Below are 16,806 nucleotides of genomic sequence, written 5' to 3' on the forward strand. Positions count from 1 at the left end.
GCCCAAAGGGTGAGGTGGCTTGGGCGGTCACACGCTTGCTGCGATGCTGGGACGATGCACCTCCCCCGCCGGACCCTGCTGAGTGCCGCCCTGACCGGTGGCGTGGTCGCGGTCGCCGGCTGCAGCGACGACCCGTCCGCGACATCCCCCGAGGCTCCTGCCCCCGGCAGTGCCACCGCGGCGACGGGCTCGGCCGCGCCGACGCCCAGCGCATCGACGCCCCCCCCGACGCCGACCCCCACCCCAACGCCGACACCCACTCCGACACCGACCCCCACTCCGACACCGACGTTCGACGTGCCCGGAGGCATGGCGGCGCTGTCCGACGGCCACCGCCTGGTCGGCTACTGCGGTCATCCCGGTGCCCCCGGCCAGGGACGACTGGGCGTGGGCAACGACCTCGACAAGCGCACCCGCGAGATGTTGACCACGGTGGCGAAGTACAAGGCCGACAAGCCACTCGTCCCGATCATGGAGCTGATCGTCACCACCGTGCACGCCGTGCCGGGGCGCGACGGCATGTACCGCACCCGGATTGACGGCGAACACATCGACACCTGGCTGGCGATGGCCCGCAAGCACGGCGCGCTGCTGCTGCTCAACATCCAGCCCGGACGAGCCCGCTTCGTCGACGAGGTCAAGGCCTACGAGAAGTGGCTGCTCGAACCCGATGTCGGGGTCGCACTCGACCCGGAGTGGGCGGTGACCGCTGGTCAGGTGCCCGGGCGGGTCTTCGGCCACACCACTGGTGCCGAGCTCAACGCCTGCGGTGCCTACCTGGCCGAACTGGTCGCCGAGCACGGCCTGCCCGAGAAGGTGGCGGTCTACCACCAGCTGAACCCCGGCGTCGTCCGCCAGGAGAACACGCTCAAGCAGTACCCCGGCGTGGCCTGGGTGAAGTCGGTCGACGGCATCGGCAGCCCGGGGGCCAAGGTCGCCACCTGGCACCGGGTGATCAAGTCGACGCCGAAGTTCGTCCACTTGGGCTTCAAGCTGTTCTACGAAGAGGACGTCGACACCGGCGGCCGGGTGATGACGCCTGCCGAGGTGCTCGCGCTCAAGCCCGTCTACATCATGTACGAGTAGCCACCACCCCTCGGGGGTCTGGTCAGATCGCGTTTCATGACGCATGCTTGACAAGACCCCCTGAGGCGAGGAGGCGACATGTTCGGTTGGAGGCGCAGCCCGGATTCGGAGTCGGCGAGGAAGAGCTTCATCCCCGACGGATTGCCGGTGCTCTCTCGCGGCAGCCACCGCGACCCTCGCCACGGTGCCTGCTTCATGGAGATGGCCTCGTACCTGGCCGGTGAGCGCTGGAGCGACCACCCCAGCTGCACCCACCCGGGCGTCGCGGCGCTGGCACGCATGGTCAACGACGAGTTGGACGACGAGCACCGCCAACACATCACCGCGCTGATCCCCGACGTGGTCGGGCTCAACCCCACCCACTACGCGGTGATGCCCACCTTGGTGCGCTGCGTGGCCCTGACCGGGCTGCCGGTGGCCAGCGAGGAGAACCAGAACCTGATGGCGCTGGCAGCGCTCAACGCCGAGGCCCACCTGGCCGGCGAGGCGAATCCTCGTCCCGACCTGGTGTCGGCGAGGACGAAGTTCGCGCTCGACCAGGTGCCCAGTTCGCGCGACTGGGCGTGGCGACACCTGGCCGAGCTGGGTCCCCGCAAGAAGCCGATGGACGCCAAGGCCATCTTCCGGTTCTTCCAGGTGGCGGTGAAGGCGGTCGACCAGGCCTGCACCCGAGACCCGCAGTCGTACCTGGTGGCGATGCTGACCAGCGCTGTGCGTGAGGTGCAGGCGCTGCAGGGTCCGGCCGGACGCTCGTCCGCGCCGGTCGAGCCCGTGGTGGTCAGCGTCACCGGCGTGGAGTTGCTCGACCGCGACAGCCTGAACGCCTGACCTACGGCCGCTGATCGAGTGGCGAGCGCGCCAGCGAGCGTGTCGAGATCAGCGATGGTCTCGACACGCAGCCTCGTCCCTCGGCGGCCACTCGACCACCGTGACCCGAGTCCGGCAAGCGTCAGCCGATGTCGGCCAGCGCGTCCACGGGTGAGGCGAGCGCGGCGCGTCGTCCGGGCAGCACCGAGGCGAGCACCCCGGCCCCGGCGACCGCCAGACAGCTCAGCACCGTGAGCGTCCAGTTCACGGCCAGCCCGGGCGTCGGCCAGCCCAGCACGTGGGCGATGGTGGCCGCCCCCCCCCAGCCGAACACCAGCCCAGCCCCCAGCCCGACCACGATCGAGATGGAGCTGAGCAGCGCGGCCTCGATCAGCAGCATCACCCGCAGGCCGCGCCGCTGCAGGCCGAGTGCTCGCAGCAGGGCCGACTCACGGGTGCGTTCCATCACCGACAGACCCAGCGTGTTGCTCACCCCGATCAGCGCCACCAGCGCCGCCACCGCCAGCAGCCCGGTGAGCACCAAGGTGACCGAGTCGAGCAGCGCCCCCACGTTGGCCTTGAGCTCGGCACCGCCGGCCATCTTGAGCCCCGGGTTGTCGGGAACCAGCTTGGCGTTGAGCTGCGACATCACCGTGCCGGCATCACCCTCGTCGGTGAGCTCGACCAGCATCAGTCCCTGGCGCGTGCCGGGGTCGGTGAGCTTGGCGAACGTCTCAGGGGTGACCACCGCCACCATCGGCGCGAGGTTCACCTCGACCACCTCGAGCTGCATCGGCCCCTTGTCGGCGTCGTCCTGGCTGGCGACGAAGGCGAACACCTGCAGCGTCCTGCCCGGCCGCAGGTTGAGCCGGCCGATGTCCTCGGCCGACAGTCCCACCTGGTTGGGCGCCAACGTGACCGGGTGCGAGTACATCGCCACCGCCTCAGGGGTGAGCGGGGTGAACGGCATCTCGTCCCAGGTGATCAGCCCGGCCTGCACCGGCAGCGGCTGGGTCAACGCGAAGCTGCGAGCCCGCGCGACACCGGGGGTGGCCTGGGCCAGGGCGAGCGCCTTCTCGTCCCAGCCCTTGAGGTAGCCGAACTCGTCCACCTCGCCGGGCGGCCCCTGCCCGTTGCCCGGATCAGCCAGCTCAGGCGGCTGCACCGCCGACTGCATGACGATGTCGACCGGGTAACGCTGGTCGACCACCCCGAACGCCGCCGCTCGTCCGGTGCTGGCCCCGACCTGCACGGTCACCACCAGTCCCACCGCCAGCATCAGCGAGGTGGCGGTCGCGCCAACGCGCGCGGGGCTTCGTCCGGTGTTGGCGACCGCCAGCCGCACGGTCGGACGGGCCCGCGCGACCAGTCGGCCCACCACGCGGGTGAGCAGTGGCACCCACAACGCCGACGACGCCATCACCGCGACTGCCGCGACCGCTGCCGAGGCGGTCACCGCCACGATGCGACGGGTCGGGCTGAGCGGACGAGATGCGTCCAGCCCCCAGAGCAGGCCAGCAACTCCTGCCGCCAGGCCCACGAGGCAGATGATCGCGAGCGCCACCGTCGACCGGCGACGCCCCTCGGCGGGCAAGGCCGGCTGCAGGGCCTCCAAGGGCCGCACCCGTACCGCGCTGCGAATCGAGACCAGCGATGCCACCACCGTCGCCACCACGCCGACCACGGCGATCAGGGCCAGCCAGCGCCAGTTGACCTGCAAGCCGAACCTGGCCCCGTCGGTACCGAGACGTGAGGCCACGACTGCTCCGGCGATCCCCACCGGAATGCCGATCGCCGTTCCCGCCACTCCCAGCAGCAGCGCCTCGGCGGCGTAGCGCAACAGCACCTGCGCCCGCGAGGCCCCCACCGCCCGCAGCAGTCCGGTCTGTCGCCGCCGTTGGCTGACCAGGATCTGGAAGGTGGTGGCGATGATCAACCCGCCGACGACCATCGCCAGCGCCCCGGTGCCGCGCAGCATCCAGCCCATCCAGTCGGTGCTGGTCGTGGTGGCCTGGGCCGCCTCGGTGCGCACCTGGTCGGCGGGCTTGACGTGGACGATGATCCGCAGCACCGCCTGACGGGTCAGTTCGGTCTGCAGCTCGGTGACCATCGCGTTGATGTCGGTGTGCTCGGGATCCTTGAGCTTGATCAGGATGCTGACACCGACACCGTCGCCGGACGAGCCGGGTGTGGCGCGCTTGGTGGCCGCATCAGGGTGCAGCAGCACGGTGTAGTCCGGCGGGGGGAACGACGCGTCGACGGCCATCATCGTCGAGTAGGCGACATAGGCCGGCGGGTCGGCGAAGCCGCGCTCGTCGGTCAGCCCGACCACGGTGAAGGCGTCGAGGCCGGTGACACTCAGTTCGACCTGGTCACCGACGCCGACGCCGAGTGTCTTCGCGGTCTGTTCGGTGAGGACGATGTCGTTGGTGCCGCGCGGCAGTTCGCCCCGGGTGGGCGTGAACCAGCGCAGCGGCCACTCCGGGGTCGAGGTCAGGGTCACCCCGACCGAGCGGTCACCGTGGGTGACCTGGCTGAAGGCGCGGCTGAACCGCTCCAGGTACTCCACCCGCGGATCGGCCGCCAGCGCCTTCTCGAGGGTCTCGAGGCCGTCGTCGCGGCGCCACCTGGCCTGTCGGGAGTGCCACAGGTAGCTCTCGGCGACGATGTCGGCCTTCGAGGCGTACAGCGCCTGTCGCTGGCGCATGGCGTTGGCCTCGGTGTCGCCGGAGACCTGGGTGGCGGCGAGGAAGGCCACCGAGACGACGATCGCCAGCAGAGTGGCGGCGAATCGTCCCGGGTGCCGGCGGATCTCCTGCCAGGCATGGGTCAGCAGCATCGCACCTCCTCGGACCTGTGCAGCCTAGACCCGGCAGTGCTGCCGACGACAGGCCTGCACGCCTGGGTCACCCGGCTGGGTCACTCGGTGATCAGGGCGTGTGCCGAGACCCGGCGCAGCCTCCTGGCCAGCATCGTCATGGTCAGCACCGTGAGGCTGACCAAGGCCACACCCACCGCCACCAGCATCGACACCGGGATGTCGACGGGCACCTTGCCCTGCCCGCTCGAGCGGCCGACGACGCTGACCAGCGGTGCCGTCGTCGCCCACCCGACCAGCACGCCGACCACCACGCCCAGCACCACCTGCGGAAGCTGAGAGGCCACCAGTTGGGTGGACAGTTGCCGGTTGCTGAACCCGAGCGCCTTCTTGATGCCGGCCTCGCGTCGTCCCTGCAGCACCGCACCCGCCGAGACCAACCCGACCACCAGCACCACCAGCAGCGCACAGATCACCACGAACAGCGCCGCCAGCCCCTGCATCAGGTCGCGGGTGGGGCCCAGCATCGAGGCCCGGTAGACCTCGCTGTCGAGGGCGGCCAGCACCCCCTGGTGCTGGCGGATCGCGGTGATGGTGGCGTCGAGGTCGGCTCCGGGCTCGAGCTTGACCCGCAGCGCCATGGGCTGGAAGCCGGGTTCGAGCCGTTCGTAGCCCGCAGTGGTGAGCGACAGCGCTCGTCCCAGCCCGAACCCGGTCTGGACGACGCCGGTGATCCGGTAGCTCGCCGAGCGGCCGGCGTAGCGCACCTCGAGTTGGTCACCGATCCCGAGGTCGTTCTCGCGCTGCAGCGTGACACCGACGGCGACCTCGTCCGCGGCGCGGGGGGCTCGTCCCTCGATCACGCTGTCGTAGCGCAGCACCGAGTAGTCGGGTGTGGCGCGGACGACGACCGCCCCGTGCGGGGTGTTGGCCTGCAGCATCATGTCGTCGTAGTAGGCCCGCTCGACGCCCGGCATGGCCGCGACCTGCTGGCGCAGGGTCTCGTGGTCGACGCCGGGCAGGGGGGCGGCCCAGATGTCGCCCCAGTCGCCCAGCGACACGTCGTACATCGCGACCGGGTCGTTCATGTAGCGGTAGCTGCCCACGCAGAAGACCGTGGTGAAGGCCAGCAGCGCGGCGACCAGCGCCAACATGAAGCCCTGGGCTGGACGACGCGAGGCCTGCTTGAGCCCGAGCACCCAGTCGATGCCGCCGCGGGTGCGGTCGAGCGGGAAGTGGTTGCGGACGGCGTTCTGGTCGGACGAGCCGCCGCGCAGGGCGTCCACCGGGGCGAGTTTGCGGACGCGCAGGGCGCTGATCCCGGACGCCAGCGCTGCCGCGCCGATCATGACCAGGACGGTCAGTACGGCCGGCAGGGGCTCGAAGCCCGGCGTCCAACGCAGCCCGGTCTGGGCAGTCATCGCCTGGGCCAGGGCGGGCAGGGCGGCCTGACCGACGACGACGCCGAGCATCGCCCCGACGGCGGCGGTCAGCACGTGTTGGCCCGCGAACGAACGCAGCACCTGGGCAGAGGTGAACCCGGTGGCCTTCAAGGTGCCGATCGCTGACAGGTCACGGATCACCGCCGTGCGCACCTGGTGGGTGATGACCACGGCGACGACCCCGGCCACGATCAGGGTGAACACGATCAGCATCGCCGAGAACAACGAACCCGGCAGCAGCAGCGACGGCTTCATCACGTCGGAGGTGTTGCTGAACGGCACCAGCGAGAGGCTGTCCCCGCCGGCCTCGGCCTGCACGTGCTGGGTGAGTCGGCCACCGACCACGCTGGGTTCGACGCCGTCACGCACCTGGGCCCGCACCACCCACGAGGGGGTCGCCCTGGTCTGGGCGACGAACCGTTCGTACTGCTCGTGCTGCATGGCAAAACCCACGGTGCCCAGCAGCAGGCTGCCGCTCATTGGGGTCTCGATGGTGCCCTGCACGTGGAAGGTGCTGGTCTGCGGGCCGATCTGGATGCTGACCGGCCCGCCGAGGGTGTAGCCACCGCTCTGCACCAACTGCAGTGGCACGTAGATGCCGTCGTCAAACCTCACCGGATGGCGGTCGATGCCGACGCTCATGCCGATCGTGGGCGGACGGTCGAGGTCGTGGAACAGGGCGTAGGTGGTGACGTCGCCGCCGCGGTAGCCCATCAGGGTGGCGGCGATGCTGCGCACCGGCTGCACGTCGACGGAGGTGACGTCGGGGTCGGCTGCCAGGAACTGTGCTGCCTCAACGGCGAGTTCGGGCGAGTTGATGACAGCGAGCACGTCCTCGGCCTGCAGCCGGTCGAAGTTCTGCTCGGTGTCACTGGGGTAGGCGATGCCGAGCACCAGCCCCAGGTGCAGCATCGCCGCGCCGAGCATCACCAGGACGACGGTGACCAGGTGCTCGGCCCGTCCCTTGCGCAGGCCCCTGCGGATCAGCGGCCAGGTGGGCACGCTCACCACCCCAGGTCGGCGAGGAAGGCAGCCATGGTGGTTTCGCGTTCGGGGTCGTCGCCCTGGTAGGGCGGCAGGTGCTTCTCGCCCGCGACCACCCCGTCGCGCAGGTAGAGCACCCGGTTGCCGCGCAGCGCCGAGCGCAGGTCGTGGGTGACCATGACGATGGTCTGCCCGTCGCGGTTGGCCTGGGTGAGCACGTCGAGCACCCGGCGGGAGTTCTCGGAGTTGAGTTGGCCGGTGGGTTCGTCGGCGAACACCACTGTGGGCCGGTTGACCAGGGCTCGGGCGACGGCGGCACGTTGCGCCTCGCCACCGGACAGGGTCTGCACGAATTGGGTCTGGGTGTCGTCCTCGATGCCGACCTGGGCAAGCAGTTCGCGGGCCCGGGCGGCGACCCGGGAGCGATCACGGTCGATCAACAGCCCGGGGGCGATCACGTTGTCGAGCAGCGTCATCGAGTCGAGCAGGTTGATCTGTTGGAAGACGAAGCCGCAGTGGCGGCGCCGGAAGGTGGCGAGTTGGTCGGGGGTGCGGTCCGAGATCCGCTCGCCACCGACGTCGATGGTGCCCGAGGTGGGCTGGTCCATGCCGCTGAGGGCGTGCAGCAGGGTCGACTTGCCCGCACCCGAGGGCCCCATCACAACGGTGAAGTCACCGCGGGTGATGGTCAGGTCGAGGTCGCGCAGCACCTAGCTGTCGACGCCGCGGCGCGAGTAGGTCTTGGACAGGCCCTCGGTGACGATCACCGCCTCGCGGACGGGCGCAGTGGTGGCATCCATGCTGGTTCTCCCTCTCAGGGACGACGCTAGACCCTCAGGGGTGATGGTTTCGTGCCACGCGATTGGCCAAAGTGCCCCGATTCGGCCAGGAACGGCGATCGCGTGGCACGAAACCATCACCGCGCCCGGGTCATCACCGCCGGGCCATCACCGCACGGGCCAGAAGCCACCGATCTCGCTCGCCACGGCATCGTGGCTTGTGCGGGCCTGAATACTGGGGCGATGGACACCCCCCTCTTCCTCGGCTTCGCCGTGGCCTACCTCGTTCTGCTGGTCTGGGGTGTGCGCCAGGCGTCACGCCACGGCTGGTGGACTCCCGCCAACCTGCCGCTGCTGGTCGTGGCCGCACTGGTCTACGACAACCTGGTGCTGGGCATCGGCCGGTGGATTGGTGAGGGCTCACTGCTGGAGGGGCTCAACCTCGCCAGGTACTGGATCCACGCGGCGATCACCCCCGTGCTGGTGGCCTGGGCGTTGCACACACTGCGCCGGGCCGGGTTCTCGTGGGCGCAGGCGCGTTGGTATCAGGTGGCCTCGATCGCGGCATCGCTGGCGCTGACGGTGGCGGAGTACTTCCTCGAGGTGCAAGGACTCACGCTGGAGCCGCAGCAGGAGTTCGGTGTGCTCAGCTACAACAGCACCGAGCCGGCGTCGGGGCCCCCGCTGATGGTGCTGGTGGTGGCCGCGTTCCTGGTCGTGGCAGGCGCGCTGCTGTGGAAGAAGCAGGGCTGGCCGTGGCTGTTCGTCGGCGCGGTGATCATGACGATCGGCAGCGGCGTCGAGGTGCCGGTCGACAGCGGCGCGATCACCAACCTGTTCGAGTTGGTGCTGCTGGTGTCGATCATGGCGACCAAGAGCTTCCAGGACCGGCGAACTACATCTGTGTGATTCATCCACAACTGTGGAAAACTCTGTGGACATGAGTGTTTTCGCCACCGTCGTGGACGGGTTCTGGGCCGCCAGGTCTGCCGAGTTCGGCCAGCACGAGGCCCCCGGCGCCGACTGCATCTTCCACTACGACCTGGCCACCGGCGCCCAGGTGCGCGCCCAGGCTGACCCCAGCGAGGTGCGGGCCCTCACCGAGGACGACCGTGCGGCGTTCGACGAGTTCCAGTCCAGGGCCAGTGCGGACGACCTCGACGCTGCCTTCGTCGAACTCGACCACTGGGCGGTGGTCGGCGCCTTCCACGACGGCCAGTTGGTGGCCGCCGCCAGCGCCTACCCGTGGCGTGACAGCCCACTGGCCGACATCGGCGTGCTGGTGCTGCCCGACCACCGTGGGCACGGCCATGCCAGGACTGTCGTCCACGCGCTGTCGCGCGAGATCTGGCGACGCGACCACGAGCCGCTCTATCGCTGCCAGGTTGACCACGTCGCCTCGCGCGGGGTGGCGCGCTCGTCCGGGCTGACGCTGCTGGGCTACTGGACGCCGCCGTCGGAGGACTGAGCGACCACGGATTCGGCTGCCCGCCGCACACGCTCGGCCACGTCGGCGACGTCCACCTCTCCCGAGGTGTCCACCTCGACCAGCGGCCCCACCCCCAACGGCTCGACCGGACGAGCCCACAACTCGTCCTCATCGCGTTGCAGGTCGAGGTGGCCGGATGCTCGTCCCACCGCCCTGCGCCGATAGCGCTCGCGGACGACCTCCAACAGGACGACCGTGCGCACCTCGACGACCGGCCCTGGCAACTGTTCCACCAGTGCACGGCTGTACTCGAACCAGGTGGAGTCGATCACCGCGCCGGGGCAACGACGGGCGATCGACAGCACGACGTGCACCGCGGCTCGTCCCCAGCGCTGAGACTCCTCGACCGAGCCGGGCTCGCCGAGCGCGGCGAACAACGCCTCCTTGACCTCGTCCTTGGCCAAGTACGCCAGCGTCAGTTCGGCCGCGAGTGCACGCCCGAGCGTGCTCTTGCCCGAGCCCGGCCAGCCGCCCACCAGCACGTACATGGCTCCAGTAGAGCACGGTGCCTGGACTAGCCTTCGTCACCATGGAGACCGAACGGATGTTCGCCGCGGTCATGCTGCCCGACCGGGTGCGCGACCACCTCGAGGTACTGGTCGAACCTCGCCGCGACCAGGCCTGGCGCTGGTCACCACCCGAGCACTGGCACATCACGCTGGCTTTCTACGCCGCCGTCGAACCGTGGCGACTCGACGAACTCACCCCCAAGCTCGCCCACGCCGCCGAGCGCTCAGAACCGTTCCGGCTCGCCCTGAACGGAGTCGGCTGCTTCCCCGACGTCAGCCGCGCGAAGGTGCTGTACGCAGCGGTCGACGACCCCACCGCCACCCTGCCCGCGCTCGCCGAACGGGCCCGCAACGCTGCCACCACCACCGGCATCGAGGTGACCCGCGAACGCTACGTGGCGCACGTCACCCTGGCCCGCGCCAACCGAGCGATCGAGGCCTCCCGCTGGATGCGGGCGCTGACCGAACTGTTCACCCCGTCGTGGCAGGTGGACGAGATCGCGCTCGTCCAGTCACACCTGGGCCAGGGGCCGCGTGGCAGACCTCGCTACGAGGTGCGCGAACGCTTCCCGCTCGGGAAGCCGGCCCTCAGAGCCCGAGCAGGTCGCGGCGACTGACCGCGCGCTCGTCACCGGGCAGCACCGCCCCTACCTGGTCGCGCAGCTCGTCCAGGGTCTGCATGACAGCGATCGACTCCGCGTGCGGCATCACCGCCGACTCGGTGGCCCCGGCGGCCACCAGGGCGGCGAAGTGGGCAGCTTGGAACGACAACCCGGCCTCGGCCTGCCAGCCCCGTAGGTCGGTGACCACTCGATCGCCGCCCCTGGGCACCACGACCACCGGGCCGTTGTTGAAGAAGTGGTCGAGCTCGACCCGGGCCTGGTCTCCGACGATGGCGGCTCGCACCGGGGTGGCTGCCGCCAGGGTGGTGTGGACGATGGCCTGGGCGGGCGTCGAGGCGTAGTCGTCGAAGATCCCGGTGACCTGCCGGTCGACGCCGGCCTCGGTGAGGCTGCCCCGGGCCGTGATCCGGCCGGGGGTGCCGAGCACGAAGTGGGTGAAGCTGACCGGGTAGACCCCCAGGTCGAGCAGCGCCCCACCGGCCCGCTGCGGGTCGTGCAGCCGGTGGGAGGTGTCGCCGAACCACTGGCCGTGGTCGGCGGTGACAACCTCGATCTCACCCAACGCCCCGTCGTCCAGCAGTTGGCGGACGATGTCGTGGCGCGGGGTGAACCTGGTCCACATCGCCTCCATGCAGGCCACACCCGCCTGCTGGGCGGCCTCGACGATCTCGCGGGCCTGCCACGCGGTCTGGGTGAAGGCCTTCTCGACCAGCACCGGCTTGCCGGCGACGATCGCGGCGAGCGCGTGCGGATGGTGGTCGTTGTGCGGGGTCGCCACGTAGACGATGTCGATGTCGTCGGCGGCGAGCAGTTCCTCCAGCGACCCGGCGACGCGCTCGAAGCCCCACTGCTGCGCGAACTGCTCGGCACCCTCGCGTCCCCGCGAGAAGCAGGCCACCAGCCGCTGGTCGGTGCGGGCGCGCAGGTCGCTGACCAGCATGGTCGCGGCGTATCCGGTGCCGACGAAGCCCCAGCGCAGGGCAGGGGCGGTGCGCGGGTCGGCCACCCGGCTGGTGGGAAGAGCAGTCATGGGCCCAGTCAACACGCTGCAGCCCACCTCCAGCGCCCGAAACGAGTTGCCAGCGGTCACGACCTGCCCCAGACTCGGCGAGGTGACCATGCACGAGGGACAACTCCACGTCGACGAGGCGGCCGTGCACGCCCTGGTCAGCCACCAGTTTCCGCAGTGGAAGGGCCTGCCGATCACACCCGTGCCCAGTGACGGCACGGTGAACGCGTTGTTCCGGATCGGGGACGACCTGGTCGCCAGATTCCCGCTGCATGGGGACGACCCGGCGCAGGTGCTGGCCTTCCTCGAACGCGAGGCGGCTGCCTCGTCCGAACTGGCTGATGCAGTGACGGTGCCCGGGCCGCGTCCGGTGGCACTCGGTGAGCCGGGCGATGGTTACCCGCTGCCCTGGGCGGTGCAGACCTGGCTGCCCGGAGCCGTGGCCACGGCGGTCGACGTCGCCGGTTCGGTCGACTTCGCCCGTGATGTCGCGTGGCTGGTGCTGCAGATGCGCGAGGCACCGACCCGAGGACGAGTCTTCGCAGGCCGCGGCCGAGGCGACCCCACGACCAGCTGGTCATTCACCACCGACACGATCCACCCGACCGGTACCGCGGCCGGTGGCCCAGGCCTCTGGCGGCGTCTGCGTCCGTCGTCCGAGCCGTTCGTGGTCGACGACCCGGGCCATCGGGATCGAACTGGACGCCGCGAGGGCTGGTCGTCACGCCTAGGGTGGAACGATGACCAGCACACCGACGCAGGACACACCGGCAGAGGACACACCGGCAGCGAGCACGCGAACCGAGACGGACAGCATGGGCGCGGTCGAGGTCGCCTCCGACCGCTACTGGGGAGCGCAGACCCAACGCTCGATCGGCAACTTCCCGATCGGCCGCGACACCTTCGTGTGGGGACGCTCGATGGTGCGCGCGTTGGGCATCCTCAAGAAGGCGGCCGCGCTGGCCAACGCCGAGCTGGACCAGTTGCCGCTGGACGAGGCGCAGGTCGCCGCGGTGGTGCAGGCCGCCGACGAGGTGGTGCGCGGAGACCTCGACGACCACTTCCCGCTGGTGGTGTTCCAGACCGGTAGCGGCACCCAGTCGAACATGAACGCCAACGAGGTGATCTCGAACCGGGCGATCGAGATCCTCGGCGGCGAGATAGGGTCGAAGACCCCCATCCACCCCAACGACCACGTCAACCGCGGGCAGTCGTCCAACGACACCTTCCCGACCGCCATGCACATCGCGATCGTGCTCGACCTGCACGAGCACCTCTACGCCCAAGTCACCGGCCTGCGGGACGTACTGGCCGACAAGGCCGAACAGCACACAGACCTGGTCAAGGTCGGCCGCACCCACCTGCAGGACGCCACCCCGATCACGCTGGGGCAGGAGATCGGCGGTTGGGTCGCCCAACTCGACTTCGCGCTGGCCGGTGTGCGCCAGGCCGAGCAGGGTCTGGCCGACCTGGCCATCGGTGGCACGGCGGTGGGCACCGGGTTGAACGCGCACCCCGACTTCGGGCGCCACTGCGCCGCCCAGATCCAGCGGTTGACCGGGCACGAGTTCCGCCAGGCCGACAACCTGTTCGCCTCGCTGTCGGCCCACGACGCTCTGGTGGCCCTGAGCGGGGCGCTGCGGGTGCTGGCGATGGCCGCGATGAAGATCGCCAACGACGTGCGCTGGCTGGCCTCTGGGCCGCGCAACGGCATCGGTGAGATCACCATCCCCGAGAACGAGCCGGGCAGTTCGATCATGCCGGGCAAGGTGAACCCGACCCAGTCCGAGGCGCTGACCATGGTCGCCACCCGGGTGTTCGGCAACGACGCGACCGTCGGTTTCGCCGGCAGCCAAGGCAACTTCCAGCTCAACGTCTTCAAGCCGGTGATGGCGCACGCGGTGCTGGAGTCGATCCGGCTGCTGGGTGATGCCTGTGCGGCATTCACCAGCAACTGTGCGGTCGGCATCGAGCCGAACACCGAGCGGATCGAGGCCAACCTGGCCAGCAACCTCATGCAGGTGACCGCACTCAACCGCCACATCGGCTACGACAAGGCGGCCCAGATCGCCAAGACCGCGCACAAAGAGGGCACCTCGCTCAAGGATGCGGCCCTCAAGCTGGGTCACCTCACCGAGGACGAGTTCGACGCCTGGGTGGTGCCGCTCGACATGACCCACCCCAGCGCCTGACTCCCCCCTTGCCTGACTCCCCCCTTGCCTGACTCCCCCCTTGCCTGACTCCCCCCTTGCCTGACCCCCCACTGCCTGACTCCCCGACCGGCACAATGGCGGCGTGGAGGAGTACCAGTTCACCGGCGTGATCTATCGCTGGCNCCCCCACTGCCTGACTCCCCGACCGGCACAATGGCGGCGTGGAGGAGTACCAGTTCACCGGCGTGATCTATCGCTGGCCGTCGAACCCGGCCATGCACCTGATGGACGTGCCGCCTGACATCTCCGACGACCTCGACGCCACCGGGCAGCACGGCGGCTGGGGATCGGTGCGGGTCGAGGTACAGGCCGGGACGATCACCTGGCGCACCTCGGTGTTCCCCGACTCAGGTCGCCAGTGCTTCGTGCTGCCGATCAAGGCCGCCGTGCGCAAGGCCAACGGCGTCGCCGAGGGGGACGAGCTGACCGTCTGCCTGCATCCGGTTCTGGACTGACTCCCAGCGCTCGCCCCTGTTCGCTGAAGCACAGGGTGTGTTGTGAGGCACAAGCAATTGCGTGTGCCTCACGCAGCATGGTGTGCCTCAGCGGAGAGGGCTCGGGTTCAGCCAAGGTCAGCGCGTGCGCAGGTCGAGGCAGAAGGCCGGGTACTCGGCCTGGTCACCGACCCGATCGGCCTCGAAGCCCATCGCCTCGTAGAAGGCCACCGCCTCCGGCGTCGACTGCCAGTCGAGCACCATCGGTTGGGGACGAGACCGCGCCCAGTCGAAGACCGCCTCCATCAAGGCACGGCCGGTGCCACCGCGTCGGCGTTCGGGATCGACCCACAGGTCGTCCACCCGGCCGACGGTGAAGGTGGCGCGCAGGTTGGGGGTGAAGTCCTGCGCGACGGCGTAACCGATCAGCTCACCGGACTGGTCCTCGGCGACGATCAGGCACCACGTCGGGTCGTCGACCCGGGCGCTGTAGCGGGCCAGGTAGTCGTCCCAAGGCACCTTGTCGGCGTAGCCGGTGAACCCGACCAGCAGGCGCCGGAAGCCCTCGGCGTCTTCGACGCGGGCCTGACGTACGGTGACCGGGCTGCTCACCGCGCCAGACTGCCGGTCGGATTCGGCGCGGGTCAACCGCCTTTCGGACTCCACTGAGGCACACCGTGTTGTGTGAAGCACAGGCAATTGCTTGTGCTCGACGCAGCAAGGTGTGCTTCAGCGCGGGAGGCCGGGGGCGGAGGGCGTGGGCGGGAGAGCACAAATGCCACAGGGCCCGGACCCCAGCGGAGTCCGAGCCCTGTATGCGTCTGCCAGGCGTCAGGCCGACACGACGGCCACCGGTAGGTGCGCGGTGACGGCCTCGTGCAGCTTGATGCCCACGGTGTGGGTGCCCACGGTCTTGATCGGCTTGCTGATCACGACCGAGCGCTTGTCGACGGCGGGGCCGCCGGCCTTCTTGACGGCGAGCGCGATGTCGGACGCGGTGACCGCGCCGAACAGCTTGCCCTCGCTGGCTGCGCGGGCCGCGACCTCGACGTTGAGCGCCTCGATCTGGGCACGCACCTCGTTGGCGTGGTCGAGACCGCGGATCTCACGGGCGTCACGCGCCCGCTTGATGCCCTCGATCTGCTTCTCCGAGCCACGGGTCCAGGCGATCGCCTTGCCCTGGGGCAGCAGGTAGTTGCGGCCGTAGCCGTCACGCACCTCGACGACGTCGCCGGCGACACCCAGCTTCTCGATGGCGGTGGTGAGAATGAGCTTCATCAGTCAGTCCCCTTCTCAGCGGGCCGTCGAGGCGTAGGGCAGCAGGGCCAGCTCGCGAGCGTTCTTGATCGCGATGGCGACCTTGCGCTGCTCCTGGACCGAGAGTCCGGTGACACGGCGGGCGCGGATCTTCCCACGCTCGGAGATGAACTTCCGCAGGGTCGCGGTGTCCTTGTAGTCGACGGTGCCGATGCGGATCGACTTCGCCGGGGCGATCTTCTTCTTGTTCACAGGCTTGCGCTGTGGACCGGCCATTGTGGTGCTCTCCTAGTTCTGGGGGTCAGGCCCCCGAAAGCCCGGCTCTCGCCGGAATGTGCCTGTCCCTGCCGCGCCGACTCCAGAGGCCATCTGGTGCCGGCGACGTGCCGGGTGGAATCTGTGGGTTCGTCCGATCAGAACGGGGGCTCTTCGGCCTGGGCCTGGGCCCAAGGGTCAGCGCCACCGCTGCGGTTGTCGGAGTTGCCCTGGCCACTCGGGCGCTGCGACCAGTTGTCGCCGCCACCGGAGTTGCCGCCCTGCTGCTGCCAGCCACCGCCGCCGCTGGAGCCGGACGAGCTCGTCCGGTTCACCTTGGCGGTCGCGTAACGCAGGGAGGGACCGACCTCTTCGACCTCGACCTCGAACACGGTGCGACGCTCACCCTCGCGGGTCTCGTAGCTGCGCGACTTGAGCCGGCCCTGGACGATGACGCGCATCCCCTTCTGCAGGGACTCGGTCACGTTCTCGGCCGCCTGGCGCCACACCGAGCAGTTGAGGAACATGGCGTCGCCGTCTTTCCATTCCTGGGTCTGACGGTCGAACGTGCGCGGGGTCGAGGCCACGGTGAAACTGGCCACGGCTGCACCCGAGGGGGTGAAGCGCAGTTCGGGGTCGGCGGTGAGGTTGCCGACGAGGGTGATGGGCGTTTCGCCTGCCATGTCTGGGTCTCCGAATCGGACTTGAGGAACTAGTGCAGACCAGCCTGCCACGAGGGGCCGACAGTTCTACAGGGTTGTTCCGAAGCTGTGGATGAAGGCTGTCGTCGACGCTCAGTGAGCGTCGGGACGCATCACCTTGGTCCGCATGATCTGCTCGTCGATGGTCATCAGGCGATCCATCTCCTTGACGACAGCAGGCTCAGCCGACACGTTCAGCACGACGTAGATGCCTTCGGGCTTCTTGTTGATCTCGTAGGCCATCCGACGACGACCCCACACGTCGATGTTGTCGACAGTCCCCTTGGCATCGGTGATCACCTTCAGGTGCTTCTCGATGAGCGGGTTCACCTGGCGATCGTCCACGTCGGGATCGATGATGACCATGACTTCGTACTTGCGCATGCGCGAACTCCACCTC

General features: G+C 69.5%; 17 protein-coding genes and 1 pseudogene. 8 read left to right on the top strand and 10 right to left on the bottom strand.

Annotation, left to right across the window (positions count from 1 at the left end):
• The first annotated feature begins 54 nt into the window (after positions 1–54).
• Together IE660_RS13095 and IE660_RS13100 are read left to right on the top strand one after the other, a co-directional pair.
• A complete protein-coding gene (locus tag IE660_RS13095; protein ID WP_203568825.1) occupies positions 55–1,086 on the top strand; it encodes a hypothetical protein in 1,032 nt (343 codons plus the stop codon).
• 78 nt (positions 1,087–1,164) lie between these two features.
• The gene (locus IE660_RS13100) at positions 1,165–1,914 is read left to right on the top strand and encodes a hypothetical protein (protein WP_203568826.1); all 750 of its coding nucleotides are present in this window, start codon (positions 1,165–1,167) and stop codon (positions 1,912–1,914) included.
• Positions 1,915–2,035: 121 nt separating this feature from the next.
• Here IE660_RS13100 and IE660_RS13105 read toward each other — a convergent pair whose 3' ends face one another.
• From IE660_RS13105 to IE660_RS13115, 3 genes are all read right to left on the bottom strand, one after another.
• Positions 2,036–4,732, bottom strand: a complete 2,697-nt coding sequence (locus IE660_RS13105) for an ABC transporter permease (protein ID WP_203568827.1) — start codon at positions 4,730–4,732, stop codon at positions 2,036–2,038.
• A gap of 80 nt (positions 4,733–4,812) precedes the next feature.
• Positions 4,813–7,155, bottom strand: a complete 2,343-nt coding sequence (locus IE660_RS13110) for an FtsX-like permease family protein (protein ID WP_203568828.1) — start codon at positions 7,153–7,155, stop codon at positions 4,813–4,815.
• 2 nt (positions 7,156–7,157) lie between these two features.
• Positions 7,158–7,847, bottom strand: a complete 690-nt coding sequence (locus IE660_RS13115; RefSeq protein WP_203568829.1) for an ABC transporter ATP-binding protein — start codon at positions 7,845–7,847, stop codon at positions 7,158–7,160.
• Between the two features lie 312 nt (positions 7,848–8,159).
• On the opposite strand from IE660_RS13115, the gene IE660_RS13120 reads away from it, so the two are divergent.
• Together IE660_RS13120 and IE660_RS13125 are read left to right on the top strand one after the other, a co-directional pair.
• A complete protein-coding gene (locus IE660_RS13120; protein ID WP_203568830.1) occupies positions 8,160–8,825 on the top strand; it encodes a hypothetical protein in 666 nt (221 codons plus the stop codon).
• Positions 8,826–8,856: 31 nt separating this feature from the next.
• Positions 8,857–9,384 (top strand): GNAT family N-acetyltransferase, encoded by a 528-nt coding sequence (locus IE660_RS13125; RefSeq protein WP_203568831.1) that lies wholly within the window; start codon positions 8,857–8,859, stop codon positions 9,382–9,384.
• Here the strand turns inward: IE660_RS13125 and IE660_RS13130 are convergent.
• Positions 9,357–9,893, bottom strand: a complete 537-nt coding sequence (locus IE660_RS13130; protein WP_203568832.1) for an AAA family ATPase — start codon at positions 9,891–9,893, stop codon at positions 9,357–9,359. The genes IE660_RS13125 and IE660_RS13130 overlap by 28 nt on opposite strands.
• A 41-nt stretch (positions 9,894–9,934) precedes the next feature.
• Here IE660_RS13130 and thpR point away from each other — a divergent pair, with 41 nt between their 5' ends.
• Positions 9,935–10,531, top strand: a complete 597-nt coding sequence (gene thpR / locus IE660_RS13135) for an RNA 2',3'-cyclic phosphodiesterase (protein ID WP_203568833.1) — start codon at positions 9,935–9,937, stop codon at positions 10,529–10,531.
• On the opposite strand, the gene IE660_RS13140 is transcribed toward thpR, so the two are convergent.
• Complete coding sequence (locus IE660_RS13140; RefSeq protein ID WP_203568834.1) at positions 10,503–11,567, bottom strand: Gfo/Idh/MocA family protein; 1,065 nt, start codon at positions 11,565–11,567, stop codon at positions 10,503–10,505. The genes thpR and IE660_RS13140 overlap by 29 nt on opposite strands.
• Positions 11,568–11,655: 88 nt before the next feature.
• Here IE660_RS13140 and IE660_RS13145 point away from each other — a divergent pair.
• From IE660_RS13145 to IE660_RS13155, 3 genes and pseudogenes are all read left to right on the top strand, one after another.
• Positions 11,656–12,126, top strand: a pseudogene (locus IE660_RS13145) (phosphotransferase); the annotation flags it as partial.
• Positions 12,127–12,286: 160 nt separating this feature from the next.
• On the top strand, positions 12,287–13,738 hold the full coding sequence (fumC, locus tag IE660_RS13150; RefSeq protein WP_203568835.1) for a class II fumarate hydratase: 1,452 nt from the start codon (positions 12,287–12,289) through the stop codon (positions 13,736–13,738).
• A 182-nt stretch (positions 13,739–13,920) separates the two neighbouring features.
• A complete protein-coding gene (locus IE660_RS13155) occupies positions 13,921–14,214 on the top strand; it encodes a DUF1905 domain-containing protein (protein ID WP_203568836.1) in 294 nt (97 codons plus the stop codon).
• A gap of 117 nt (positions 14,215–14,331) precedes the next feature.
• Here the strand turns inward: IE660_RS13155 and IE660_RS13160 are convergent, their stop codons facing one another.
• The 5 genes from IE660_RS13160 to rpsF form a co-directional block, all read right to left on the bottom strand.
• On the bottom strand, positions 14,332–14,805 hold the full coding sequence (locus IE660_RS13160; protein ID WP_203568837.1) for a GNAT family N-acetyltransferase: 474 nt from the start codon (positions 14,803–14,805) through the stop codon (positions 14,332–14,334).
• Positions 14,806–15,024: 219 nt separating this feature from the next.
• Positions 15,025–15,471 (bottom strand): 50S ribosomal protein L9, encoded by a 447-nt coding sequence (gene rplI, locus IE660_RS13165; RefSeq protein ID WP_203568838.1) that lies wholly within the window; start codon positions 15,469–15,471, stop codon positions 15,025–15,027.
• A gap of 15 nt (positions 15,472–15,486) precedes the next feature.
• The gene (gene rpsR, locus IE660_RS13170) at positions 15,487–15,726 is read right to left on the bottom strand and encodes a 30S ribosomal protein S18 (protein WP_203568839.1); all 240 of its coding nucleotides are present in this window, start codon (positions 15,724–15,726) and stop codon (positions 15,487–15,489) included.
• A 137-nt stretch (positions 15,727–15,863) separates the two neighbouring features.
• The gene (locus tag IE660_RS13175; RefSeq protein ID WP_203568840.1) at positions 15,864–16,388 is read right to left on the bottom strand and encodes a single-stranded DNA-binding protein; all 525 of its coding nucleotides are present in this window, start codon (positions 16,386–16,388) and stop codon (positions 15,864–15,866) included.
• A 111-nt stretch (positions 16,389–16,499) separates the two neighbouring features.
• On the bottom strand, positions 16,500–16,790 hold the full coding sequence (gene rpsF, locus IE660_RS13180) for a 30S ribosomal protein S6 (protein ID WP_203568841.1): 291 nt from the start codon (positions 16,788–16,790) through the stop codon (positions 16,500–16,502).
• Positions 16,791–16,806 lie beyond the last annotated feature (16 nt).

Source organism: Aestuariimicrobium ganziense, from assembly GCF_015352975.1.
Lineage (GTDB): Bacteria > Actinomycetota > Actinomycetes > Propionibacteriales > Propionibacteriaceae > Aestuariimicrobium > Aestuariimicrobium ganziense.